Annotated in this window: 28 protein-coding genes; 13 read left to right on the forward strand and 15 right to left on the reverse strand. The window is 63.9% G+C overall.

Features of this window, described 5'->3' with window-relative positions:
- Positions 1-805 precede the first annotated feature (805 nt).
- Entirely contained in the window at positions 806-1,762 is a 957-nt protein-coding gene (locus IVA79_RS01020) for an alpha/beta hydrolase (RefSeq protein WP_247549676.1), read from the reverse strand.
- Positions 1,763-2,094: 332 nt separating this feature from the next.
- Between IVA79_RS01020 and IVA79_RS01025 the strand changes: the two genes are divergently transcribed.
- A complete protein-coding gene (locus IVA79_RS01025) occupies positions 2,095-2,277 on the forward strand; it encodes a hypothetical protein (protein ID WP_247549678.1) in 183 nt (60 codons plus the stop codon).
- Between the two features lie 11 nt (positions 2,278-2,288).
- On the opposite strand, the gene IVA79_RS01030 is transcribed toward IVA79_RS01025, so the two are convergent.
- From IVA79_RS01030 to ykgO, 3 genes are all read right to left on the reverse strand, one after another.
- Positions 2,289-2,549 carry a hypothetical protein gene (locus IVA79_RS01030; protein ID WP_247549679.1) on the reverse strand — a complete coding sequence of 87 codons (261 nt, stop codon included), beginning with the start codon at positions 2,547-2,549 and terminating at the stop codon, positions 2,289-2,291.
- Positions 2,550-2,674: 125 nt separating this feature from the next.
- Positions 2,675-3,307 (reverse strand): tetratricopeptide repeat protein, encoded by a 633-nt coding sequence (locus IVA79_RS01035; protein ID WP_247549681.1) that lies wholly within the window; start codon positions 3,305-3,307, stop codon positions 2,675-2,677.
- 103 nt (positions 3,308-3,410) lie between these two features.
- Positions 3,411-3,536 carry a type B 50S ribosomal protein L36 gene (ykgO, locus tag IVA79_RS01040; RefSeq protein ID WP_006611362.1) on the reverse strand — a complete coding sequence of 42 codons (126 nt, stop codon included), beginning with the start codon at positions 3,534-3,536 and terminating at the stop codon, positions 3,411-3,413.
- Between the two features lie 328 nt (positions 3,537-3,864).
- Between ykgO and IVA79_RS01045 the strand changes: the two genes are divergently transcribed.
- Positions 3,865-4,749, forward strand: a complete 885-nt coding sequence (locus IVA79_RS01045; RefSeq protein ID WP_247549683.1) for an amidohydrolase family protein — start codon at positions 3,865-3,867, stop codon at positions 4,747-4,749.
- A gap of 56 nt (positions 4,750-4,805) precedes the next feature.
- On the opposite strand, the gene IVA79_RS01050 is transcribed toward IVA79_RS01045, so the two are convergent.
- Entirely contained in the window at positions 4,806-5,540 is a 735-nt protein-coding gene (locus tag IVA79_RS01050) for an SDR family oxidoreductase (RefSeq protein WP_247549685.1), read from the reverse strand.
- 160 nt (positions 5,541-5,700) lie between these two features.
- Here IVA79_RS01050 and IVA79_RS01055 point away from each other — a divergent pair, with 160 nt between their 5' ends.
- From IVA79_RS01055 to IVA79_RS01070, 4 genes are read left to right on the forward strand one after another with little or no spacing between them, the layout of a single operon-like run.
- Complete coding sequence (locus IVA79_RS01055; protein ID WP_247550523.1) at positions 5,701-6,066, forward strand: helix-turn-helix domain-containing protein; 366 nt, start codon at positions 5,701-5,703, stop codon at positions 6,064-6,066.
- A complete protein-coding gene (locus IVA79_RS01060; protein ID WP_247549686.1) occupies positions 6,063-6,794 on the forward strand; it encodes a haloacid dehalogenase type II in 732 nt (243 codons plus the stop codon). Before IVA79_RS01055 ends, IVA79_RS01060 begins: the two co-directional genes overlap by 4 nt.
- A 38-nt stretch (positions 6,795-6,832) precedes the next feature.
- A complete protein-coding gene (locus IVA79_RS01065) occupies positions 6,833-7,300 on the forward strand; it encodes a YbaK/EbsC family protein (RefSeq protein ID WP_247549688.1) in 468 nt (155 codons plus the stop codon).
- A gap of 59 nt (positions 7,301-7,359) precedes the next feature.
- The gene (locus tag IVA79_RS01070; RefSeq protein ID WP_247550528.1) at positions 7,360-8,190 is read left to right on the forward strand and encodes an adenylate/guanylate cyclase domain-containing protein; all 831 of its coding nucleotides are present in this window, start codon (positions 7,360-7,362) and stop codon (positions 8,188-8,190) included.
- Between the two features lie 70 nt (positions 8,191-8,260).
- On the opposite strand, the gene IVA79_RS01075 is transcribed toward IVA79_RS01070, so the two are convergent.
- The 4 genes from IVA79_RS01075 to IVA79_RS01090 form a co-directional block, all read right to left on the reverse strand.
- Entirely contained in the window at positions 8,261-8,614 is a 354-nt protein-coding gene (locus IVA79_RS01075; RefSeq protein WP_247549689.1) for a hypothetical protein, read from the reverse strand.
- Between the two features lie 104 nt (positions 8,615-8,718).
- Positions 8,719-9,708, reverse strand: a complete 990-nt coding sequence (locus IVA79_RS01080) for an AraC family transcriptional regulator (RefSeq protein ID WP_247549691.1) — start codon at positions 9,706-9,708, stop codon at positions 8,719-8,721.
- Between the two features lie 324 nt (positions 9,709-10,032).
- Positions 10,033-11,022: a tripartite tricarboxylate transporter substrate binding protein gene (locus tag IVA79_RS01085; protein WP_247549692.1), complete on the reverse strand. Its 990-nt coding sequence runs from the start codon at positions 11,020-11,022 to the stop codon at positions 10,033-10,035.
- Positions 11,023-11,161: 139 nt separating this feature from the next.
- A complete protein-coding gene (locus IVA79_RS01090) occupies positions 11,162-11,734 on the reverse strand; it encodes a hypothetical protein (protein ID WP_247549694.1) in 573 nt (190 codons plus the stop codon).
- A gap of 532 nt (positions 11,735-12,266) precedes the next feature.
- Between IVA79_RS01090 and IVA79_RS01095 the strand changes: the two genes are divergently transcribed.
- Positions 12,267-12,524 carry a hypothetical protein gene (locus IVA79_RS01095; protein ID WP_247550530.1) on the forward strand — a complete coding sequence of 86 codons (258 nt, stop codon included), beginning with the start codon at positions 12,267-12,269 and terminating at the stop codon, positions 12,522-12,524.
- A gap of 177 nt (positions 12,525-12,701) precedes the next feature.
- Here the strand turns inward: IVA79_RS01095 and IVA79_RS01100 are convergent, their stop codons facing one another.
- Positions 12,702-13,637: a LysR family transcriptional regulator gene (locus IVA79_RS01100; protein ID WP_247549704.1), complete on the reverse strand. Its 936-nt coding sequence runs from the start codon at positions 13,635-13,637 to the stop codon at positions 12,702-12,704.
- A 119-nt stretch (positions 13,638-13,756) separates the two neighbouring features.
- On the opposite strand from IVA79_RS01100, the gene IVA79_RS01105 reads away from it, so the two are divergent.
- Genes IVA79_RS01105 through wrbA form a run of 3 tightly spaced genes read left to right on the forward strand, consistent with a single transcriptional unit; the run spans position 13,757 to position 15,881 of the window.
- Entirely contained in the window at positions 13,757-14,509 is a 753-nt protein-coding gene (locus tag IVA79_RS01105) for an SDR family oxidoreductase (RefSeq protein WP_247549706.1), read from the forward strand.
- Positions 14,510-14,543: 34 nt separating this feature from the next.
- Complete coding sequence (locus tag IVA79_RS01110; protein WP_247549708.1) at positions 14,544-15,242, forward strand: pirin family protein; 699 nt, start codon at positions 14,544-14,546, stop codon at positions 15,240-15,242.
- A 39-nt stretch (positions 15,243-15,281) separates the two neighbouring features.
- Positions 15,282-15,881 carry an NAD(P)H:quinone oxidoreductase gene (gene wrbA, locus IVA79_RS01115; RefSeq protein WP_247549711.1) on the forward strand — a complete coding sequence of 200 codons (600 nt, stop codon included), beginning with the start codon at positions 15,282-15,284 and terminating at the stop codon, positions 15,879-15,881.
- Positions 15,882-15,989: 108 nt separating this feature from the next.
- Here the strand turns inward: wrbA and IVA79_RS01120 are convergent, their stop codons facing one another.
- The gene (locus tag IVA79_RS01120; protein WP_247549713.1) at positions 15,990-16,460 is read right to left on the reverse strand and encodes an Lrp/AsnC family transcriptional regulator; all 471 of its coding nucleotides are present in this window, start codon (positions 16,458-16,460) and stop codon (positions 15,990-15,992) included.
- Positions 16,461-16,582: 122 nt separating this feature from the next.
- On the opposite strand from IVA79_RS01120, the gene IVA79_RS01125 reads away from it, so the two are divergent.
- The gene (locus tag IVA79_RS01125; RefSeq protein ID WP_247549714.1) at positions 16,583-17,122 is read left to right on the forward strand and encodes an alpha/beta hydrolase; all 540 of its coding nucleotides are present in this window, start codon (positions 16,583-16,585) and stop codon (positions 17,120-17,122) included.
- A 21-nt stretch (positions 17,123-17,143) separates the two neighbouring features.
- Here the strand turns inward: IVA79_RS01125 and IVA79_RS01130 are convergent, their stop codons facing one another.
- The 3 genes from IVA79_RS01130 to IVA79_RS01140 are packed head-to-tail and all read right to left on the reverse strand — an operon-like array spanning position 17,144 to position 20,742.
- Entirely contained in the window at positions 17,144-18,277 is a 1,134-nt protein-coding gene (locus tag IVA79_RS01130; RefSeq protein ID WP_247549716.1) for a GNAT family N-acetyltransferase, read from the reverse strand.
- Positions 18,274-19,626 carry an O-antigen ligase gene (locus IVA79_RS01135; RefSeq protein ID WP_247549718.1) on the reverse strand — a complete coding sequence of 451 codons (1,353 nt, stop codon included), beginning with the start codon at positions 19,624-19,626 and terminating at the stop codon, positions 18,274-18,276. The genes IVA79_RS01130 and IVA79_RS01135 overlap by 4 nt, the downstream gene beginning before the upstream one ends.
- A 15-nt stretch (positions 19,627-19,641) precedes the next feature.
- On the reverse strand, positions 19,642-20,742 hold the full coding sequence (locus IVA79_RS01140) for a glycosyltransferase family 1 protein (RefSeq protein WP_247550531.1): 1,101 nt from the start codon (positions 20,740-20,742) through the stop codon (positions 19,642-19,644).
- Positions 20,743-20,983: 241 nt separating this feature from the next.
- Here IVA79_RS01140 and IVA79_RS01145 point away from each other — a divergent pair, with 241 nt between their 5' ends.
- Complete coding sequence (locus IVA79_RS01145; protein WP_247549720.1) at positions 20,984-21,970, forward strand: glycosyltransferase; 987 nt, start codon at positions 20,984-20,986, stop codon at positions 21,968-21,970.
- A gap of 3 nt (positions 21,971-21,973) precedes the next feature.
- On the opposite strand, the gene IVA79_RS01150 is transcribed toward IVA79_RS01145, so the two are convergent.
- A complete protein-coding gene (locus IVA79_RS01150; protein WP_247549722.1) occupies positions 21,974-23,002 on the reverse strand; it encodes a glycosyltransferase in 1,029 nt (342 codons plus the stop codon).
- 394 nt (positions 23,003-23,396) lie between these two features.
- Between IVA79_RS01150 and IVA79_RS01155 the strand changes: the two genes are divergently transcribed.
- Positions 23,397-24,197, forward strand: coding sequence for a methyltransferase domain-containing protein (locus IVA79_RS01155; RefSeq protein ID WP_247549724.1), 801 nt, complete (start codon positions 23,397-23,399; stop codon positions 24,195-24,197).
- Positions 24,198-24,409: the final 212 nt, after the last annotated feature.

Consider the following 24,409-nt stretch of genomic DNA (forward strand, 5'->3'; position numbering starts at 1 on the left):
AAATGCGCACGCAGGAAGAACCGCACAGCAGCATACAGGTGGTGCCGATCACTCGGCCTTCCCTGCGCGATGGTCGGACGGCTTATGCCGTGCTCTCCCGGGAGCCGAACTTTCCTTCTGGCCTCCCTCGCCCCGCGAATTGGTGATGCAGTCCGCCCGGTTGGGCTCGCTCGCACCTTCGCGACAGGCTTGACCGTGGCAACGACGGCCAGGACCACACGGTTTTGCCGTACGCACGGCCCGCCATGTCACCCGCAGTCTTTCCAGCCCTGTCGACGAAGCCGGAAACTTACAGGCGAGACGAACCTGACAGCGCCGCTCGTCTGCACGCGGTTTCGGGCTCACAGGGACTACCCGCCCTGCCCGCGCCTCTCGTGCCGACGCTGCCGCGTCCACCGCAAGCCCGGCTCGCGATCAAGACGACCTCGAGATCGCCCCTCTTGATGAGCCGGGATGGCCGACACATACGACAAAACCGAATTTCGGTAAAGTGGAATATTTTTGCGAAGGTGGATTGACAGAAGGCGACACAAGGCCTCCTGCCGTAGGGTGGGCAAAGCGAAGCGTGCCCACGTCTTCACCCGAGGGAACCGCAAGTGTCTCGATATCGACGCGCACAGGGCAGGACGTTGGTGACGTACGGGACATCCCAGTGCAATTCCGAGAATGATCGTGGGCACGGCGCGCAAAGAGCGCGCCTTTGCCCACCCAACAAGACCTTGCTCGTTGAGAGATCGTGGGCACGGTGCGCCTTTGCCCACCCTACGAGAGCTCGCTACGGAAACATCCACCTCGCTCGAACGCTCTAATCGGCGGCCGCCTGTGCCGGCGTGATCGTGCCGATCATCGTCTCGATCTCCGCCTTGACGCGGTCCGGCACGGCGTTCTGCACCATGTGGCCGAGATCGGGCAGCACGATCAGCTTCGCATTCGGCACCATGGCGGCGAACGGGCGGGCGTGGATGCTGGTCCTGACCGTCTTGTCGGGCTCGCCGGCGATGATCGTGACCGGGGCTTTGATCTCGCCGTAACGCGCGACCTGCGCGGCGACGGCTTCCTTCAGCGTCACCAGATCATAGGCATTGGCGATGAATTCGCGCGGGCGCAGCAGCAGGGGAGTCGCTGAATCCCGCACGAAACCATCAGGCATCATCTGCGGCAGGAACACGTTGCGCGCACCGGACTCGGCCACAAAGTAACCGAGCGGCAGCGTGATGGTGTAGGCGAGCAGCGGGCCGATCACCGGCGTTGCCATGATCTCGTTGTAGCGGCCGACGCCGCCGCGCCAGGGATGGGTGACGGGCGCGAGCATGACAAGCCCGGCGACGCGGGCCGGATGATCGATCGCAATCCGCGCACCGAGTGCGCCGCTCCAGGAATGCACGACGAAGACCGCCCGTTCGATCCCGAGCTTGTGAAGCGCATCGTCGATCATCCGCGCCTGGATCTGCGGCGTGGAATCCTGGCGCCGCGCGCGCGTGCTCCAGCCGTGGCCGGGACGGTCGACCAGGATGACGCGATGGTTTTTGGCGAGGAGGTCGCCGAGCGGACGCCGCATCGCTTCGAGATTCGAGCTCGCGCCGTGCAGCATCACGATCGGCAAGCCTGCATCGCGCGGGCCGATATCGACGACGTGAAGCGTCGCGCCATCGACCTCGACCATGCTGCCTTGCGGCGGAAAGGCGCGCTGCACGGCGAGGATTCCGGCCTGCGTGACCAGCGCCAGCAGAACCAGCGCCGTCACGACTGACATCACGATCATGGAGAGAATCCGGGAGATGCTGGGCACTGGGGAGTTACGGGTCCGATCGGCGGCAGTTTCGATCCACCGGCCTTCCATGCGTCCACCAAAAATGCCGGGGCTGTGGATATGTGCACAATTGCGGAACGTAAAAACTCAATGGAATCAACAATATTTCAAGAGGACACGCAAGCCTCGGGACAGCTTCATGCAGCCGTCATCGCGGCTTCCATATAATCGCCATGGTCGGTTCCGCCATCTAGGCGCGGGTGGGCGCCGATCCTCCTCGCAGGCCCCAGGGGATGTGGGAAAGACCGGCAGAATTTGTCCTGGTTTGAACCGGAGGATTTTCGATGAGCTTCAGATCGAACGACACTGCGATCGACGAAATTGTCGCGAGCTGCAACGGCGACCTGCGCGGTGCCGTGCGGGCGCTGCTCCTGATCAACGAGCATCTCGAGACCGAGCTGGCAAAGGCTTACGCCGCAGCCGCCGACCACGGCCTGGTCGAGCGCGGCGGCAGCGTCCTGCACTAGGTGCAAGCGACTTAGTTCGACCCGTCCTCGTCTTTTTCCTCGTCGGGCGTGAGTGCCGGACAGGCGCGGATCGTCGAACGGGCAAGCTTGGCATCGGCCCTGGACTTGTAGGGACCGTCGCCGAACCAGATGTCGCCGATGATGACCGGATTGCTGGTCACGATATTGCATTTTCCGGTGGCGCGGTTGCCGACCACCCAGAACAGTCCATCGGCGAAGCTCACCGTCCCCGACGCGAGCAGCAACACACTCGCAACAATCAAACGCTTCATGGCTTTGGCTCCTGCCATGCAGGTAGGCCCGCCGCGGCGCCGACAATAGTCCTCACGACGCCGCGCTTCCGATCGTGGTTAATCCGAAGACGCCACGTTCCCTCAAGAAATGATCGAGTTCTAGGCTAGATATCGCGACCTTCGACCTTCTCGGTCAGCGACTTGACCTGATCGGGAATCTTTTCGAGATGCGGATTGACGGCGAGCGCCTTGCGATAGGCCTCGAGCGCGCGCTTCTCGTCGCCGACCTCCTGCATGATCATGCCGAGGCCTGCGAGCGCGCCGAAATGGCGCGGCTCCCGGATCAGCACTTGCTGGATATCCGCGAGCGAACGGCCATAGTCGTTCTGCATGTAGTAGAGCGTGGCGCGCCGGTTCCAGGCCTCGACATAGTCGGGCCTGAGCTTGATGACCGAATCCAGCAGCTTGATCGCGACCTCGATCTTCTTGGCGTCGACCGCGGTCTTGGCGCGCGCCATCAGAAGCGCCGCGGTGTCGCTCGGGGTCTGCAGCCAGATCGCCCAGATTCGGGCCTCGACATGCTTGGCACTGACCTCGTCGGGCGCCGCCTTCAACGCGCCGAACAGGAAATCGAGATTCTTGCTGCGATCGACCTTGGGCAGCTTGGCCGGCGCTTCGGGGAGCTTCTTCTGCTTGCCGGGCGGCTCAACCTGCTGCGCCAGAGCTGGAGCGAGGCCAACGGTTCCCAGCACAAGTGCCAGACACAGGGTGCGCGCAAAAGGGAATCTCAAAGCCATGGCCAAAGTCTAAACGCGCAAAGCCGCCCTTGCAAAGCAGGGCGGCGTCAAACTCGTGTGAGACCGTGGTCTTGCGGGCGCGCGGGCGTCCGGCAGGGCGAGATCAGCCCTGACGCGCCTTGAAGCGGCGCTGCACCTTGTTGATCACATAGACCCGGCCCTTGCGGCGGACCAGGCGGTTGGCGCGATGGCGACCGCGCAGCGATTTCAGCGAGTTACGGACCTTCATGGCAGAATCCTGAACGTTCGAAAGGCCGTGTTCGGCACTACCGTTTCGGCACGCGCGAATGTGGCAAAATGAGATTTTTCCCGCTGGCGGACGACCGCCCGGGACGGGGCGGTTCTTAAGGCATGGCGGGAGGGGCTGTCAATGTTAACTGCCGCCTTCCGAACCGGCAAATTCGCGAAAACAACCCCATGCACAGTCGAACCGGCCGGATCGGCCTGATTTATCCCAAGAGGGTTCAAGCGGTTCAAGGCGTTCAAGGCTTTCAAGGACGCCTTGCCAAATTCGTTATATCATATAATCAATTCGGCAACCCGTCGGGAGGACACCCATGCCGAAGCTGAAGCTGCCTGATATCGACAAAGTCGTCGCCATCGACATCCACACCCATGCCGAGGAGCCCTGCGGCTGCCATGCCGACGACGGCTATGACGATTTCCAGGCGCAGATGGCGGAGTACTTCAAGTCGCCGAACAAGCATCCGCCGACGGTGCCGGAGACCGCGGCCTATTACCGCGCCAAGAACATCGCGGCCGTGATCTTCCCGGTTGATGCCGAGCGCGAGACCGGCTTCCGCCGCTACAACAATTACGAGATGCTGGAGGTCGCCTCCGACCATCTCGACGTCCTCATCCCCTTCGTCTCGATCGACCCGCACAAGGGCAAGCTGGGCGCGCGCGAGGCACGCAAGCTGATCGAGGAATACGGCGTGCGCGGCTTCAAATTCCACCCGACCATGCAGGGCTTCTACGCCAACGACCGCATGGCCTATCCGCTCTATGAAGAGATCAACAATGGCGGCGCGATCGCGCTGTTTCACACCGGCCAGACCGGCGTCGGCTCAGGCATGCCGGGTGGCATGGGGATGCGGCTGAAATATTCCAACCCGATGTACATGGACGACGTCGCGGCCGATTTCCCCGACCTCAAGATCATCCTCGCCCACCCTTCCTTCCCCTGGCAGGAGGAAGCGCTGTCGGTCGCGACCCACAAGCCGAACGTCTATATCGACCTCTCGGGCTGGTCGCCAAAGTACTTCCCGCCGATCCTGGTGCGCTACATCAACTCGATCCTGCAGGACAAGATGCTGTTCGGCTCGGACTGGCCGGTGATCACGCCGGACCGCTGGCTGTCGGATTTCGCCAAGATCGACATCCGCGACGAGATCCGGCCGAAGGTGCTGAAGGCGAACGCGCGCAAGCTGCTGGGGATTTAGCGTCGCGGCGCATCGAGGGCTTCGATCGAATGACCGAAGCCCTCACGCACAAAACCTCAGACCTGCGCCAGGCCTCCATCGGCGAACACTTCGCCGCCGGTCATGAAGCTGCTGTCCGAGGACGCCAGGAACGCGGCCACCGCTCCGGTCTCGGAGGGGTCGCCGATACGCCCAATGGGTGTGGTGCTGCCGAGCGCATCAAACGCTTCCTCGCCGACGATCTCCAACGCGAGCTCCGTCTTGATCGGCCCCGGTGACAGCACATTGACGCGGATGCCGGTGCCGCGCAGGTCGAGCGCCCAACTCCGCGCCAGATTGCGGATCGCAGCCTTGGTCGCGCTGTAGATGCTGAATTGCGGCGTCCCCATCACCCCCGTGCTCGAACCCGTCAGGATGATCGACGAACCCTGGCGCATCAGCGGCAGCGCCTTCTGCACCGTGAATACCAGTCCCTTCACATTGACGTCGAAGATGTGATCGTAGTGCTCGACCGTGATCTCGCCGAGCGGCGCAAACAATCCGGTCCCGGCGTTGGCGAACAGGATATCGAGCCCGCCGCGTTCGGCTTTCACTGTGGCGTACAGTCGGTCGAGATCTGAGAGGTCCGTGACCGATCCCCTGACCGCGCGCGCCGAGGACCCCAGCTGCGCGACGGCGGCATCGAGCGGCTCCTGGCGCCGCCCGAACAGATAGACGAACGCGCCTTCCTCGACGAACCGTTTCGCCGCTCCGAATCCGATGCCGGTGCCGCCGCCGGTCACCACTGCCGTCTTGCCTTGTAGTCTGCTCATGATGTGCTCCTTCACTGAGGTTGCACTGAGCTGGCGGCGTACCCACCTATCGACAAGTATGCACCTTTTGGTAAGTGCCCAAAAAGTGTCGTCAGATCGTTCAGACCAAAATCTCGCGCCGGCGCCGGCTGAAGCAGACGTCCAGCGTTGCACCCCGACTTTGCCCGGCTTCACCTGCGGCCTCGATGCGACCTTGCGGGTCGTCTCCGGCAAGTGGAAGCCGCTGATCATGTACTTCCTCGCCCAGGACGGCCCGACCCGTTATGGCGAGCTGCGGCGCGCCGTGCGCGACGTCAGCGACAAGGTGCTGATCCAGCAGCTGAAGGAGCTGGAGGCCGACGGCCTGGTGAAGCGGACCGACTACAAGGAAGTGCCGCCGCGGGTGGACTATAGTCTCACCCCTTTGGGTCACAGCCTCGCCCAAGCTCTGGTGCCGCTCTGCACGTGGGGCACGGAGCATATGGCGGAGGTCAGCCGGGTGTTCGCCGAGCGGGATGGCTGGACGACAAAGAGGACGGGCCAATGACGATCAAAGCCGTCGTGTTCGACGCCTATGGAACGCTCTACGACATCCAGTCGGTCGCAGAGATCACCGAGGATGCGTTTCCGGGCTATGGCGAGATCATCACGCAAATCTGGCGCATCAAGCAGCTCGAATACACCTGGTTGCGCTCGCTGATGCAGCGCTACCAGGATTTTTCCGCGGTCACCCGCGACTCGCTCGCCTATACGCTGCGCGTGCTTGGGCTGGCCTATGAGAGCGAGGCGTTCGAGCGCGTGATCGCGAAATATCTGCATCTCGATCTCTATCCAGATGCGACAAGCGCGCTTGCAGCCTTGAAGCCACGCAAGCTTGCGATCCTCTCCAACGGAAGCCCGGACATGCTGGACGCACTCGTGCGCAACTCCGGCCTCGACAGCCTGCTCGATGCCACCATCAGCGTCGATGCCAAGAAGATCTTCAAGCCGAGCCCAGAGGCTTATGAGCTGATCGGCGAGCAGCTCGGGAGCGCGCCGAACGAGGTTCTGTTCGTCTCCTCCAATCCCTGGGACGTGGCGGGAGCCAAGTCGTTTGGGCTGAATGTCGCCTGGATCGAGCGGGTGACGCCGGAAGCGATGGCGCTGGCTTGCGTCGAGACCGAACTCGTGGCACCGCTGACGATGTTTAGGGCGATCCGCACCCAGATGGACGAGCTTGGCTTTGCGCCGGACCACCGCGTCAGGGCGCTGTCCGAGCTGCCAATGATTGCTTAGGCATCGCCGTCCCGTGAGACTGGAATGAGCTGCCCGGAATGAGCCTGGAATCCGTTCGCGCCTTCTTCGCCGAGAAAGCCCCCGACATCTCCGTCATCGAATCCCCGATCAGCTCGGCCACCGTGACGCTGGCCGCCGAAGCCTATGGTGTCGAGCCCGGAATGATCGCCAAGACGCTGAGCTTGCGCATCGGCGAGCGCGTGATCCTGATCGTCGCCGCCGGCACCTCACGGATGGACAACAAGAAGGTCAAGGCGCAGTTCGGCGGCAAGCCGAAGATGCTGGGGCTGGAGGAGGTCGCCGAGATCACCGGGCACGAGGTCGGCGGCGTCTGCCCGTTCGGGCTGAAGTCGCCGCTGCCGATCTATTGCGACGTCTCCCTGAAGGCGTTCGACGTCGTGGTGCCGGCCGCGGGCTCGACCCACAGCGCGGTGCGCATCACGCCGGAGCGGATGGCCGCGCTCACCGCGGCCGAATGGGTCGATGTCTGCGAGGTCAGGCCGTAAGGCGGCGCCGGACTGGATGCCTGATGCATTTGCCGGTCAGGCAGGCTAGCATAGCGGCCATGACCGATGACAAGGTGAAACGACGACTGACCACCGTGCTGTGCGCTGACGTGTACGGCTATTCTCGTCTCATGGAAGCGGACGAGACCGGAACGTTGGAGACGCTCCGCCGCTACCGTACGGCCATTGCGCGATTGGTCGAGCGTCATGACGGCCGCATCGTCAATACCTGGGGCGACGCCGTGATCGCCGAGTTCGCCAGCGTCGTCGAGGCCGTGCAATGCGCGGTCGAGATCCAGCAGGAAATCTCCAGTCAGGCTTCGGACGCGTCCCAGGCGAGCCCGATGCAGTTTCGCATCGGCATCAACCTCGGCGACGTCATGGTGGACGGCTCCGACATCTATGGCGACGGGGTCAATATCGCATCGCGCCTGCAAGAGCTCGCCGAGCCCGGCGGCGTCGTGATCTCGAGCTCGGTCTACGATCAGGTGCACAACAAATTGTCCGTTGGCTTCGACTGCCTCGGCCAGCGGCCGATGAAGAACATTGCGCCGCTGACCAGCTATCGGTTGACCCTGGGTGGCCAGGCCGCCGGGTCAGGGAGCTTTGCGATCGGGGATCGTACAACTCCCTCAGAGAGAGCGCGTGCTCCGTGGATGGACGACAGGCGCGCGCCATCTTCGCCGATGAATGTCGTCTCGGATTGGCTCACAAGGCTGCCCCGCCCGGTCGCAGCGGCCCTCACGGTGTCGGCCTTCCTGATTGTGATCAATCTTTTGACCAGCCATAAGATCTGGTTTCACTGGCCGGTCGCAGCCATTCTGTTCGGTGTGGTCATGCGGATGGTGCTCGGCAACCGACCTGAATCGGACAGCAGAACAGAGCGCTGAACGAGGCGGCACGGCCGCTTCGTCGCGCCCAGCGCTTGCGCATCTTGCCGGATCAAGCGCTCAAGAGAGCCTAATCGTCATCCTCATAGGGACGCGGTTGCGCCTGCGGAGGTGGCGGCAGCGCATTGTTATAGCGCGGCGGCGGCGCGGCGCGATTGCGTGGGACCTGCTGTTGCGGCGGCATCTGGTTGTTGGATTGGAACACCGCACGGCAGCCGCTCGAGAGCTGGGGCGTGTTCTGCTGCAGGCAAGCCGTGATGCGACTCACATCCGGAATCTGGTCGCTGCACAGGCGCCACACATCCGGGGTGCAGGCCATCTGCTGTTCCATGGTTCCGCGATATTCTTCGGCGAATGCTGCGCCCTGCGCGACGATGCCGCCGACAGCGAGCGCCACACCCAGCGCAATCCGCTCTGTTCGCATGTCCAGAATCCTTCCGGGTTCTTCAAAAGCTCCTCAATCAATGAGGCACGGGAAGGTTCTGCTTCAACAACAAAACGTGAAAGCGGACTTGGAACCAACTTCCGTCAGGGCTTGTCGTCCATGTTCATGTCGTGGACCTTCGCATCCGAAGGCGTCATTCCAAAGCGCCGCCGAAATGTCCGGTGGAAATACGAGACGTCGTTGAAGCCGCAGAGGTAAGCGAAATCGCTGATCTTGTTCAACCGGTGCAGCGGATCGCGGAGCAGCCGCGCCGCGCGCATCAGCCGCTGCTCAAGCAGAAACTCGGAAAACGTGACGCCGGTGCGCTCGAACAGCAATTGTATCGAACGCGGACTGACCCGATGGCGTTGCGCGACGCTGGCAAGCGAGAGATCGCCGTCGCCGAGTCGGGCCAGAATGTCGGCCTTGATCGCCTCGAGGCGCGCGGCCGCAAGACCACGTTCCTTTGCGAGCTCGGTCTCGTCACGCCGGGTCCCCAGCATGAGGACCACGAGGTCCAACAGATGCTGCGAGGCGGCACTCTGCGCCAGTGCATCGAGATCGGGAGCGTGCCGAACCGTGAGATCATGATATTGGTGCAGCAAAGCCGCGAGTGCGGGGTTGTGCACGAGAGGCCGCGCGATACGATCCTCCGCGTCGGGACAGCAGGCCAGCAGCGTCCGACGCGCGATGAACAGTGACTGAAACCGCCCTTCGGTCAGTTGCGAGACGTCGGCCCCTTGATGTGCTGCGTCGGCAAGGCCAGTGGCCATCGGTTCGAGATCGACTGTCCGCCCGCCAACCGTGATGCGCATCGGGCCGGTCGTCGCAAGCACGAAGGCGAGCGCGTTGTCGCGATCGGCACCGGTCACGACGAACTGCATCGGCGAACCCGCGGCTCCCGACAACCTGAGTCCGGGCAGCGCCAGCGCGGTCAGATCGCAATGCACCGGTCCCGACGCAAGTGGCGCCAGATCGCCGCACATCACGTGGCGGCAAAATTCCTCCCGCCAGGCGTCATAGGTCGGCCCGCTCGGGTCGCCGGCATAGCCGAGACGCGGCGCGCCGCGGATCGATCCGCCGTGAGTTGCCATGACGCGCGTCTCCAGGCTCGAATACCGCGATACTGATATCGCGCCGGCCAAGCCGCGCAACGCCTTTCAAAGCCGGCGGCGCCTTGGACCGTGTGGATTTTCGCTTTTGTCCATCTGCTGCGGCAACACGTCGCGAGTCACCGCATGATCATGCCGAGTGGCCACGTGGCACAATTCGGCGCGACCATTGCCGGTCGTCATGACTTTACCGGTAGCGCAGCAGCCAGGACGGCTGGAAGGCGCACCTACGAGGGCGCATTCCCGAGCCGGGATAGTACCGGCACACCCGACGCGGCCTGGCCCCGGCGAATCCTGAACCTGGCCCTACTCCACCTTGCCGATCTTCTTGACCGCCGCGATCAGGCGCGCGCTGTCGGCCGCAATGAATTGCGCGAAGGCCGGGGCGTCCTGATAGGCGACGAGACTGCCCGAGGTCTCGAAGGCCTTGAGGACATCAGGGCTCGTCATCACCTGCGCCATCGCCTCGCGCAGACGTGTTGCGACGGACGCCGGCAGCGCGCTCTGCGCGAACAGCCCGGCCCAGATGTAAAACTCGACGTCCTTGTAGCCGAGCTCATGGAAGGTCGGCACATCAGGGAAGCTCGCGATGCGCTGCGCACCGCAATTGCCGAGCACGCGCAACTTGCCGTCATCGACCTGCGGCTTCAGCGTGCCCGGTGCGGCGGCGATCGCCTGCACGGTGCCACCGAGGATCGCGGTCAGCGCCGGACCTGCGCCGCGGAACGGCACGTGCAGCAGCTTGATGCCGGCGCTGCTTGCGAACATCTCCATCGCCACATGCAGCGTGCCGTAGGGCCCCGACGAGCCGTAGGTGATCTGGCTCGGACGCTTCTTGGCATCCTCGACGAAATCCTGCGCCGTTTTCCACGGCGCGGAGGCCGGCACCGCCAATAGCGTGGGATCGGCAAGCACCCGCGCGATCGGCATGAACTGCGAGACCTCATAGGCGACGGGACGGTCAAACAGGCGGTCGGCCTCCGGGAGCACCGCGAGCGAGGACAGCGTCATCAGCAGCGTGTGGCCGTCGGGCTCGGCGCGTGCCGCGGCTGCATTGCCGACCGAGCCGCCGCCGCCTCCGGCCCTGTTATCGACGATGACGGGCTTGCCGAGGATCCGCTCCAGCGCCATGGCGACCGGCCGTGCCGCGAGATCGGCCTGGCCTCCGGCCGGAAACGGCACGATCAGGGTGATGTTGCGCGCTGGATAAAGAGCTTGGGCAAAGCTTGATTGAGAGCAAGCTGCCTGTGCGAGCGGCAGCACGGCAGCGGCCTTCAGGAGTTCGCGGCGTTTCATTGGTTGGTACCTCCCCGATTGTTTTCGTTGTTGGGAGGCAGCCTAACCGGAACGGATTTGTGTTGCGATACCCGTGCGCTTGCACCCTCCCCGGCGGGGGCCTGGAGGGGGTGTCGACCGGTTGGCCGCATCTCCTCAACTACTGCGACTGCAACAAGGTAGGCAGGCTCTTGTCGAGGACGTTGCCGAGCAGTTGCCGCGTCGACGCGCGCATCACTGGATTGTTGGCGGCTTCCGGCGGTTCTGGCCATTGCGCCCAATCGATACGCAGCGTCGGCGGCCCGGTCATAAAGTTGCTTCCGCTGATCGAGCCTTCGCCGCTCTTCAGAATATCGAAGCTTTGCCCGTCATGAACGTAGATCCGTATCACCGCGTAGATGTCGGCCATGTTGTACAACGGGCTGCCCTTCATGACACCGATGCCGAAGAATCCACCCTGGCGTATTCCCTTGATCACGACGACATAGCGTTTGCATCCGGCCTGACCGGCAACTTGTCGGACGATGGCGCCGGCCTTGTCGCTGCGAACGAACATGCCAAGCCCGGGATCGTAGGAATTGAATGCGGATTTATCGGCAGCGATCCTGCGGACGACAAAACCGGAGCTGACCGCGCTCCTCACACGCTCGACAACGAGGTCATCGAGCCCAAAACCGTCGACCGGAACCTCCTTGTTCTCGTTGCCGAACACGGTCGCGCCGATCTTCTTCACGATGAAGCGATCGCCCAGCAGCGATATCACGCCGACGCACGGTCCTGCAGCTTGCGGCGTGGACCGCGAAGCAGGTGCCGGCTTGGAAGGCGCGTTCTTTGCCGGCTTGGCAACCGTCGCCGGCTGGGTGGTTTGCGCCTGCGCGGGACCGGCCAGGCACAGTGCGAACAGGACGAGGCAAACAAGACGAAGCATCATGTAGCGGTCGATCGGGTTGTTGAGAAACACGAAGCAGGAAACAAAACGCGGCGCGGATATAGACAACAAAGTTTATGACCGCAACGCGACGGCGCCTAGCGTTTCTTCGCCTTGGCAAACTGCTTGGGTAAAAACTCCGTCGGCGGCAATGCCGCAGCCGCACGCAAGAGACCGCGTCGATCCATGATGATGCCCTCCCCTGATTTTTCTTGTTTCGCTGCCAGCCTAACGCGCCAGGCGGCAAGAACAAGACGTTTACGAAGCGTTAGCCATGTCGGGCTCCTTCAGGAACGCATGTCCGGACTCGCTGTTGCCTTCTCAGGGAGAGTGGATGATGCGGAATCTGGCGACCATCGACGTTGCGCTGGACGAGATGCTGGTGAATCTCGCAGCGATCGTGTTGCGGCTTTCAAAGCCCGAACTGACGCAGACGCCGGAAGCGCGACGCGCATTGGCTCAATCCGTCCATCAATATGCCGTTTGTGCCAAGCGTTCGAGCGACCCGCGCGTTCACGAATTGAAGGCCCAGCTGGAGAAGACGGTGAAGCCGAGCTTGCGCATTGTCGCCATCGACGGCGTGAAGGTGGCTTAGTCCAAGACGGTAGGCTTTGCGATTCCCTCGGGCAAAGACGTGGGCACGCTTCCGCCTTCGCTCTTCGAGCTACGGCGGACAAGTCGCTTTGCCCACCCTACGATAGCCGTTTGCAGGATAGACTAGCGAGGTCTCGCGGGGTGGGCAAAGGCGCAAAGCGCCGTGCCCACGAAGGATCTATCCAGCCCTCGCACTCTTCTTCGTCCGCCGCTTGCACGTGCCCGGCAGCTTGGCCGCGAGAAAATCGCCGAGCGCTTCGACGCGGGCGGGGCGCGGGCCGCCGGGCGGCGTCACCAGGTGCACGGCGCCCTCGGCCTGCTTCCAGTCCTTCAGGATCACTTCGACCTCGCCCGACGAGATCGCCTCACCGACGATGAACTCGGGAAGCTCCGCGATGCCGAGACCTGCGATCAGCGCCGGCATCACGGCCTCGCCGTTGTTGACGCGAAGCGGGCCGCCCGGGCGTACGCTGGCCTGCTCGCCGGCCGAATTGGTGTAGTGCCAGACGTTGGGCGTGGAGAGATAGGCGTAGCTGAAGCATTTGTGCTCGGCCAAATGCATCGGATGCGTCGGCCGTCCGTGTTGCTTCAGGTAGGACGGCGCGGCCACGGTGTAGCGCGGCATGGTGAAGAGCTGCCGCGCGATCAGCGAGGAATCCGGCAGGCGCGCGATCCGGATCGCCATGTCGAAACCCTCACCGATCAGATCGACGGTCGCATCGCTCAGATGCAGATCGACCGAAACTTCCGGATAGGCCGCGAAGAACTCCGGCAGCAGCGGCGCCACTGCCTTGATGCCGAACGTCATGGGCACCGCGAGCCGCACCAGGCCGCGCGGCGCCACCGACTGCGCCAGCGCCTCGTTCTCCGCTGCCTCGCCGTCGGCCAGAAGGCGCGTCGCGCGGTCGGCGAGCTTATGGCCGGCATCGGTCAGCGCGAGCCGGCGCGAGGTGCGGTTGAACAGGCGGGCGCCTAACCGCTCCTCCAGCCGGGTCACGGCCTTCGAGACCGTCGCTTTGGACATCGCAAGTTCGCTCGCGGCCCCCGCAAACGACCGTAATTCCACGACTTTTGCGAAAATCGCGAGCGCCTCGAAATCGGGGAGTTTTGCCATGGCCGCCGGTCCGATCGGGATTTATTGGGAAACAATGTGTTTCGATAGTTTCTATTTCTATACCACAGGCGGAGGCTTATCCAAGGGTCAATCGCAAACCCAGGGAATGGAGAAATCCAATGACCAAGAAGCTCTCAGGCAAGGTTGCCCTCGTTACCGGCGGCTCGCGCGGCATCGGCGCGGCAAGCGCCCGCGCTCTCGCCGATGAAGGCGCTGACGTCGCCATCAGCTATGTCGCTTCGCCCGACAAGGCGGAGGCTGTGGTCGCGGAGCTGAAGGCGAAGGGCGTCAGGGCGCGCGCTTTCAAGGCCGACCAGGCTTCCGCGAAGGACGTCACTCAATTGGTCAACGACGTCGCCAAGGAATTCGGCCATCTCGACATCCTCGTCAACAATGCCGGCGTCGCCGCCGGTGGCGCCATCGACGATGCCAAGGCGGATACGGAAGCGCTGGCCCGCCAGGATCAGATCAACGTGCACGGCGTGATCGCGGCAATTCGTGCCGCCTCGCAGCTGATGGGCGAAGGCGGCCGCATCGTCACCGTGGGTTCGATGCTGGCTGATCGCGCCTCGTTCCCGGGTCTTGCCGACTACGTCGCCACCAAGGCAGCCGTGGTCGGCTACACCAAGGGCGCAGCACGCGACCTCGGCCCGCGCGGCATCACGGTGAACGTGGTGCAGCCCGGCTCGATCGACACCGACATGAATCCGAAGGATGGCGGCGAGTTCGCCGAGACCCAGCGCAAGCAGCACGCGCTGCAACGCTTCGGTCGTCCCGAGGAAGTCGCCGCCGGCGTGGTTTTTCTCGCAAGCCCGGACGCCTCCTTCATCACCGGCAGCGTGCTCAATGTCGATGGCGGGTTTGGCGCGTGACGGCAAATCCGCCCTCCAATCAGGACCCACTTCCATGATCGAACTCAGACCTTTCGCAAAGCTCGGCGGCGCCGACCACGGCTGGCTCAAGGCCAAGCATCATTTTTCCTTCGCTGGCCATTATGACCCCGACAACATGGGTCACGGCGCCTTGCGCGTTTGGAACGACGACGAGATCGCGCCCAACACCGGCTTTCCCGCCCATCCCCACGCCAACATGGAAATCATCACCTATGTGCGCGAGGGCGCGATCACCCACCAGGACAGCCTCGGCAACGAGGGCCGCACTGAAGCGGGCGATGTGCAGGTGATGAGCGCCGGCAGCGGCATCCGCCACTCCGAGTACAATCTCGAGCCGACGCAGACGCGGATCTTCCAGATCTGGATCGAGCCGACGGCGCGCGGGGGACAGCCGACCTGGGGATCGAAGCCTTTCCCCAGGGCTGGCCGCTCCGGCAAGCTCGTCACCATCGCGAGCGGCTTCGAGGATGACACGGACGCGCTGCCGATCCGCGCCGATGCGCGGGTGCTCGCCACCACGCTGAAGGCGGGCGAGAGCGCGGAGTACGCGCCGCAGACATCACGGCATCTCTACCTCGTGCCCGCGGCAGGCGCCGTCGAAATCAACGGCATCCGCGTCAACGCCCGCGACGGCGCTGCGATCCGCGACGAGGCCAGGCTGAAGATCACCGCTCTGGAAGATTCAGAGATCGTGCTCGTCGACGCGGCCTAACAACTCATCCCATCGAATCTGCATTCAACGGAGACCACCATGACTAAAGTTCTCGTCCTCTATTATTCCGCCTATGGCCATATCGAGGCGATGGCCAACGCCGTCGCCGAGGGCGCACGCGAGGCCGGCGTCACCGTCGACGTCAAGCGCGTGCCGGAGCTGGTGCCGGCCGAGGTTGCGAAAGCCTCGCATTACAAGCTCGACCAGGCCGCGCCGATCGCCACAATCGAGGATCTCGTCAATTACGACGCGATCATCGTCGGTACCGGCACCCGCTTCGGCCGCATGGCTTCGCAGATGGCCAACTTCCTCGACCAGGCCGGCGGGCTCTGGGCCAAGGGCGCGCTGCACGGCAAGGTCGGTGGCGCCTTCACCTCATCCGCCACCCAGCATGGCGGCCAGGAGACGACGCTGTTCTCGATCATCACCAACCTCTTGCATTTCGGCATGGTCGTCGTCGGCATGAACTACGGCTTTGCCGGACAGATGAAGCTCGACGAGATCACTGGCGGTGCCCCCTATGGCGCCACCACGATCACCGGCGGCGACGGCAGCCGCCAGCCCAGCGCCAACGAACTCGCCGGCGCGCGCTATCAGGGTCGCCAGATCGCGGAGACCGCCAAGAAGCTCCATGGCTAAGCTCCACGGCTAAACTCCATGGCTGAGCTGCACGGCTGATGCGATCGCGGCATTCCCGTTCAGGAATGCCCCCTTTGGCGCGGCGGCGGCATTGCCGCCGTCGGACATTCAGGCGGTTTTCTTCCTAACAAGCTCGCGGCCGATCGGCCGCACCGGCTCGCTCCGCAGCACCAGCGAGGTCGTGACCGCGCCAAATCCGGCAATGCGGTCCACGATCGTCTCGAGGTCCTCGGGAGCGGGAACGAGCACCTTGAGCACGAAGCAATCATCGCCGGTGACGCGATGGACTTCGATGATGTGGGGGATCTCTGCGAACCTCTTGAGGCAGGTCTTGATGTACTCATGCGTGGTCCGCAGGCGCACCAGCGCCATCAGGCCGAGCCCGAGCGCGCGCGGATTGATGCGCGCGCCGTAGCCTTCGATGATCCCGGCTTCCTCGAGCCGTTTGACGCGCTCGGACACCGCGGGCTGGGACAACCCTACGGAACGGCCGAGCTCGGACAGCGGCACGCGCGCGTTGACCTGCAGCGCCTCCAGGATCTTCAGGTCCTTGGCATCGATGCTCCCGAAACGATCCAACCGAATTCTCCATTTCACCTTGAGATCATCGGCAAACGCCCGATTGCGCCGATGACTTGCCATGTGATGCAGCACCGGGATCGGTCACACTGCGGTCTCATCTCAGATATCACGGGACGATCATGCACGACATCATCACGTTGCCCGGCCTCGGCGGCTCGGGAGACACCCATTGGCAGACGCAATGGGAACGCACCGAGCCGCGCTTCACGCGATTTCAGCCGGCGAGCTGGGACCGGCCCGAGCTCGACGACTGGGAGCAATCGCTGGAGCGAGCGATCGAGCGCTGCACGATGCCGCCTGTCCTGGTTGCACACAGCCTTGCCTGCCTGCTGGTGGCCCATTGGGCCGCTCGCTTCCCGACGGCGATTGCCGGTGCATGTCTGGTCGCCGTCCCCGATCCCGACGGCGCCAATTTTCCTGCCGAAGCCGCCGCGTTCAAGCCCGTCCCGGATCGCGCCCTGCGCTTTCCCTCGCTGATCATCGCGAGCACGAATGATCCCTATGGCGCGATCGAGGTCACGCAACGACGGGCACGCGGCTGGCGGTCCGGCCTGGTCGTGCTCGGCGCGCTCGGCCACATCAATGCGTCGAGCGGGCTCGGCGACTGGTCGCAGGGTCGCGCGCTGCTCGACGCCTTTCGTGCGGGCCTTGCAAGATGACACGCGCAAAGCCCGCCTGTGTCAGCGTCTCCCCTTGCCCATGGCCTGCGCAGCAAGGGCGGCGGCCGCGGGATAGCGGCGGAGGCCCTGCGCGGCGTAGTCGCGCCATGCAAAGGGTAAGCCCCGCCAGGACAGCGCGATGCTGACATCGGTCAACGGCACCCGCTCGGCACCGAAGCGCCGCTTGTAGTCCAGGTTGCCGATGCTGAGATCGAAACGGCGCATGCCCTCTGCATGCAGCGCCGCCAGGGTGCGCTCGGCGACGAGCAGCCCCGGCGAGCAGCTCGACCAGGAATCGCCGCCGTGGCTGATGCGGAGCAGGTAAAAGGTGGCGCCGTGCCTGACGCCGAGCGCGGTGGCGACGATGCCCTCGTCGCAGACCAGCGCCGAGACGACGGCATAACCCTCCGCGATGCCCTGGCGAGCGACCTCGCGATAGAATCGCGCATGGGTCTTGTCGTTGAGGACGAAGGGCGAGCCGAGTTTTCGCATGCGCGCCTGCTGCTGGACGTCCATGACGTCCATCAGTTCATGCGCGCGCGCGACATCCGTGGCGATCTCGAAGCGCGCGCCGGTATGACGGCTGAAGACGCGCCAGCAGCGCGGCATCTGGAGGCGCTTGATCGAATCCTGGTAGTCCGCATAGTCATCGCCCATCAGCACGAGATTGCCGTTGAGCGAGGAAGACCCGATCCGCCCCATCGACACCAGCGGGTTCGGCTTGCCGCTGACCTGGGCCGGCATCTTCCTCAAACGCAGCAGATCGAAGCTATCCGGCAAGGCGCGCAACGCCTCGACCAGCGCCTTGCCGATCGTCGCCTCCGGCGCGGCATCGTGCGCCAGGATCGGCGCGTTGTTGTCGGAGACGCCGAGATCGGCGAATTCGACGATGCGAATGCCGCGCCTGATATGGCTGATCATCGGCACCATCGCGATGTCCTTGCCGGTCGTGGCATCGGAGATCACGGCGATCAACGGCGCGACGTCATCGAACGCCTGGTACCAGGCGCCGAGCCAATAGCCATGCTGGAAAGCGGTGCGATGCCCGGCGTTCAGGCGCGAAGCGGCCTGGCGCCAATCACGCACGAAATCGATCGCGATTCCCGACGTCCTGGACACGAGACCGTCCAAGTGCTCGACGCTGAGAGACGTCATGACTTCGGTTCCATCTGCGCGACGCATTGGAACCTCGCCAGGAAGTGCAGGCCGGCCGCGGCCAGCGCGAACATGAACCAGATCGGATTTTGCCGTTCGAGCAGGAAGGTCTCGGTGGCTCCATAATAAAGACCGAACAGCCATACGGTCAGGAACAGCTTTGCCAGTGCGCCACTGCGGTTGTGGGTCTGGGCCGACTGAAAATTGCCGAGTGGTGCGAGCACGAAGATAAGAATCACGAGCAGCAGCCCTGGCATACCGATGGTGACCGCGAGGTCGAGATAGCTGTTGTGGCTGTGGGCCGCCGACGTCGCCCATTCGGCGCCCTGGGCGGTCTGCCGTTCCGTGACGTCGTCCCAGAAGGCCGCATAGCCGTGACCGATGATCGGCTTCTCGGCGACGGCCGCGAGCGCGAACTCCCAGATCGCGGAGCGGCCGGTAAATGTGGGATCGAGCGGAAGCAGCCGCGTCATCGCCCCGAGCGCCGGGCTCAAGACACTGCCGACCGTCAGCAGGTTCATCACGATCAGCGGCACGAAGCAGATGATCCGCTTCAGCCACAGGCCGGGGGTGACATAGACCAGCGAGGCGAGCGCGTAGATCGCAAGACACAGCACCGACGACGTCTTGCCACCGGTGAAGATCAGGAAGATGCCGGCGAGTGCGGCGATCGCGGGCCCCATCACGAACGAGCCCACGGCGGACAGATAGATGCCGACATAGACCAGGATCGTCATCACGGGTGAGGCGACGTTCTTATGGCCAAAACTGCCACGCCAGTCGCCGGCGAGCTGGGATTCGGCGATATCAAGCGCCGTGTGGATCGAATATTGCGGTGCGAGGAAGACGCCGAGATAGCAGAGTGCGAGCAGCACCAGCGCGGCAGCACCGAGGCACAGGTTGAAGCTGCGCTGCGTCGGCGGCAGCAATGGCAGCAGGACGGCGAGCGATGTCACGCTCGCGAGCAGCACGAACCGCTGCATCGAAACACCTGGGCTTTCGGAGAGGACGATGTTGACGACCAGCCAGGCCACAAGACAAAGGTGAAGCGGCGTCACCAGGCTCTTCAGCGCCGGCCCATCCGTCGCGGCGACGAACAGCACGGCGACCGCAGCCAGCAAACCCCAGGAAAGATAGGCCAGCGCCATTCGTCCGCCGACGACATTGGTGACATCGGGGTTGCGCAGGTCCGGAAAGGGATCGAGCGTCACCAACACCAGCAGCAGCGACGCGACGGCGACGAGACAGCGCGCAGCCTGCGCGGCATTCAGCTGCGCCAAGCCATCGCGGAAGGCGCGACCCAGCGATCGGGCCTCAAGCTCAGTCATGTCGGCGGCGCTGCGGTCCATGCTGCTAACCATGGCTCAAGACATTTGGTGACGCTGGTGAGGCTCTAAGTCCCGGCTCACCCCTGTCGCGCGTCGGTCAACAGGCATGCCGGAAGTCTGCGCCACCGGCTGCCGCACGATGCTCCGCGCAATTTCGTAGTACTGCAGCGCCCGTTGCTCCAGCGTGAGATTGTCCAGGATAAAACCGCGCGGATCGAACCTGCCCGCAGCACAGCCGGCCCAGAACTTGCCCCAACCCGCCTCGAACCCCGCGGTGTCCAGGAACTTGGCTCCGCAGCGCTCGTCCCAATACGGCACCGACGACACCGGCGCGAACTGCACGCGGTGCGGATAGTAATCGGGATCTCGCCACGGGCCGCCCGGATCCCAGGCGAACACCGGAACGCCGCAAGACAACGCCTGCTGATAGGCGATGCCTTGACTCTCGTTCTGGCACAGGAAGATCATCGCGCGCGAGCGCGCCAGCGCTGACTGATAGTCTTCCTCCTTGTAGTTGCCGTAACGCAGCTCCGTGAACGAGTGCCCCTCTTTTCGCAGACGGGCGCGGACGGGTTCGATCAGCTCCGAGGCATAGCGCTCGCGGTCCCAATGGACCTTGTCGTAGATCAGCACGTCGGCCGTCTTCTGCGATCGCTCAGACGGTGCCCAGAGATCGGTGTCGATGCCAATCGGCCATGCCTCCGTGTCGGGCCAGTACGGCCGGTACATGTCGACGTACCAGGGGCCGGGCACCACGACCTTCTTGACCGGCAGACGCTTGAACAGATCAGGATCGTCGAGCGGATGATTATGGGCGGCGACGCCGAGCAGGATCGGATTCTTCCACGCGAACTTGTCGAGCAAGAAGGTACGGCCGATGATGCAGGCAAGCTCGTCCGGGTGCTGCGCGATATGGCCGTAGTCGTTGACGCGGTAGCGGATACCGAGCCGATCGAGCCCCGCACAGAGATTGAGAAACACGCGAAGCTGGCCGCTCATGCGCGGCTCGCCGAGCAGCAGGCGGCGCGCCATGCGCCGCAGATGCCGGTCGCCGGGGAACCAGCGATCGTCCTTGTCCTCATAAAAGAGGTTGAGGACCATCGCATCGGGGTCGTGTTCGAATGTCGTTGCGGGCACTGGATTCCATCCGCGGCAGCCGGATGCGCATTCTCGCATGGGGCCGGCTGTCGCACTCTTCCGAATTTGCCACAGGCTTAATGCCAGCGGCTTAACGCTATTTGACGAAACCGGGGCCGCATACGCCGTCGAGGCCACCATTCAAGTGCAATGTGGGTATCATCCGCACGCAGCCGAGGTTGCGATCGCAAGCAATGCCACCCCGCCCCTGGTTAACAGAACATTAAAGACGAGCCGAAACTTGATCACCGCGGAAGACGTTCTCGAATTGCCGGGCGCCTCTCGCGCCGCGGCGGCCGCGCGCCTGCCGTTGCCGGTGAATCCGGGCGCATTGGTGTCCGTCGTCATTCCCGCCAAGAACGCCGCGGTCTATGTCGGCGAAACCATCGCGAGCGCATTGGCGCAAGGCGACGTGGCCGAGGTGATCGTCGTGGACGACGGCTCGAGCGACGACACCGTCGCGATCGTCCGCGCCGTCCGCGACCCGCGGCTGCGCCTGATACACAATGAGTCCGCCGGCGTATCGGCGGCGCGCAATCTCGGCGCGCGCCATGCGAGCGGCGAGTGGCTGCTCTTCCTCGATGCCGACGACCGCCTGCGTCCCGGCGCGGTGACGGCGCTGCTGGCGGCCGCGCGTGCCGCTCCGCGCGCAGTTCTCGTCTATGGCGACTACAATACGATCGACAGCGAGGGACGGCAGATCGGCCGCCGCGACCTGTTGAAGAGGCGCCGCAAGCCGTCGGGCGACGTGCTGGCACGGCTCGCGGCCGGCAATTTCATCGTCAATGGTGGCATCGCGCTCGCACGCGCCGAGGCCTTCCGCGCCATCGGCGGCTTCGACACCTCCCTCCGATATTGCGAGGATTGGCACTGCTGGTGCCGTCTTGCCGCGATCGGCGAGTTCGAATTCGCACCGAAGCTGCTGCTCGACTATCGCCTGCACACGGCCAACACCATGAACGCGGCGGTGCGGACGCCGAAGGATTTCTTCCCGGCCATCGCGCGAGTCTTCGACGACGGGCTGATCCTGGCGAGATTGACCCAAGGCACGGCAGCCGGGCTGCGCCGGGCCGCCGAGATTCATCTCGTCACCTATTCTGCGATGCAGGCGGTCCGCTTCGGCAGATATCGCCAAGCCCTCGGCTATCTCGCGATGATCGGGCGGCGGTCGCCTAAGTCATTGCCGCGCGCCGCGGCAAGGACCGCCCTCGCCCGCTTCGGCATCTAACCGTCACGACACGATCTTAGAGGCCTCATAGGGCTTCGGCGCGAAGCCGAACGCCGCGAGCATGGAGCCAAACGCCACCATCACCGGGTGCATCGCGACGACCGCCTTCGACGACGTCAACAGGCCTGCGGCGCGAACCAGCGACAGCGGCAACCGTCCAAGCATCTGCGCGAACACGCGCGCCCGCGCCGCTGGGCTCTGCGCGGCCTTGTATTGCACACGATAATTGATCGCGCCGATGCGCAGGCCACGCCTTGCGATCCAGCCGAAACTGGTGCGGCTTTGCGGCACGGTCTCGGTGATCACGGCCTCCGCCGTCCAGTGGAAGATTAGTCCGGCATCACGGCACCGCACGAAGAAATCGCAATCGCCGCCGCCGAGGAAATTGAAACGCAGGTCGAACGCGGGACGATCGAACCGCTCGAAGGTCGACCGCGTGATCAGGCAATTGCCGCAGCCATAGATCAGCGGCACCGCGCCGGAATAGTCGTAGGCAGGACGGAAGGCGGGATGACGCGACAGCCACGGCTTGCTGTCGTCCTGGAACATCGGCAGCACCGGCCCGCCGACCACGTCGGCGCCGGTCGCCTCAGCGGTGCGGACCATCAGCTCGAGCCAGTCGCTTGATGCGATCTCGTCGTCGTCGATCATCAGGAAGCGGGTTGCGGCGGGAAACAGCGCCTGCGCCGTCTCGAACGCGGCGTTGATTGCCTGGCAATTGCCCTGGCGCGTCTCGACGAGGCAGACGCCTTGCAGCCTGCCCTCGGCCAGGAACTCGGCAGCAACCGGCGCGCTCTCGCGCTGCGCGGCATCGTTCTCGACCATGACGACGGCAAAGGAGCGCGGGGTACGCTGGTTCACCAGCGAGTCCAGCGTCAGCCGCAAATGCTGCGGACGACGGAAGCAGGGAATGCAGACGACGATGCCGACCGACAGGTCGATGACGCGGGAGCTCGCCACGATCTCCCGGTTGGGATCGCGCACGGCATCCGAGATACGCATGGCGGACAGGTCTGTCGGGATCAATGTCATGACGTTCTAGATGTCCGAGATATGTTGAAAAAGCCCTGCTTCAATCACGCATCCCGCGACGGCACATCGCCGCGGGACAGATGCGTCCCAAAATGAACGGTCAGTTGAATGCGCGTGCCTGCGCCTCGCGCCGATCTCCCGGCCGTCCTGAACCGACATCATGCGTTTAACCGCTTTCGCCTGTTTCTCCCGCGAAATCATGCGTGCGTGATACTGCAATTCGCGGTCCATGCGGCGACGACGAGCCAACATGAACAATGCCGTAGTTAATGCGTATGCGCATTAACCGGGCCGTAAGCACTGCGACCGGTGAGACGTCGCGGCATCGGATTTGCTCTTCGGGCAAGCGAGTTTTTTCCTGTAAATTTGATTAGAACAAGCGCGGTCAAAAAACATGAACAAGCCAGCCACGATCGATTTCGCGACAGCCACGGCAATCCCTATCCCTGCGGCCGCGGCGTACACCCAGGCGCTCCACGATCTCGTCCCCGGCGAAGCCCGCGACAGCCTGCTCGCCGTTCACGACGTGCTGCGCCGCGAACTGCCGAAAGGCCAACTCGCCATCTATGAAGCGGGCGGCGGCTCATGCAGCGTCCTGCCGCCGGAAATGCTTGATCGCAGCAAGGTCACGGTCGTCGATATCGACGAGGACCAGGTCCGCAACAACAGCTACGCGGACGAGGCGATTCTCGGCGACGTGCAGACCTATTGTTTCGAGCGCGAAACCTTCGATCTCGTGATCTGCTACAACGTGATCGAGCATCTGCCGAACGTCGACGCCGCGCTGCTGAATTTCCGAGACGCGCTCAAGCGCGGCGGCATGGTCCTGATCGGCGCGCCCAATCCCCGCTCGCTGTCCGGCGTCGTCACCAAATATTCGCCGCACTGGTTTCACATCTGGTTCTACCGCCACATCCGCGGCATCAAGGACGCCGGTCTGCCCGGCGAGCCACCCTTCCCGACCTTCTTCCATCCGCTGGTGACGCTGCCCCGGCTCGAAGCATTCGCGGCCGCCAACGGCCTGGAGATGATCTACCGCCGTGAGGTCGAGAGCCCACGCTATCCCGAGATGCGTCGGCGCAAGCCGCTGTTCGCCGCCCTCGTGGACGCCGGCGCCGCAATGCTGAACGCCGTGCTGCCGCGCGGCATCGATGTGCGCCGCGGCGACTATCACGTCATCCTGCGGAAGAGCTGACCACCATGGCGCGCGCACGGCCCATCACAGAACAAGCGGAGCCTCGCGGCCACGCCGTGCGCGGTAACGAACCGTTAATCTCTGGGGATTTCACGCAGCCCGAGCGTCACGAGGACGCAGCACGCAGTGGCATCGGCTTAAACGCTTTGTTTGCCATTTCGGTGAATAGTCCCTCAATGAGTATGGTTAATTTTCCCTGTTGCGTTGATTGG

Source organism: Bradyrhizobium sp. 138, assembly GCF_023074075.1.
In the GTDB taxonomy this organism is placed as follows: domain Bacteria; phylum Pseudomonadota; class Alphaproteobacteria; order Rhizobiales; family Xanthobacteraceae; genus Bradyrhizobium.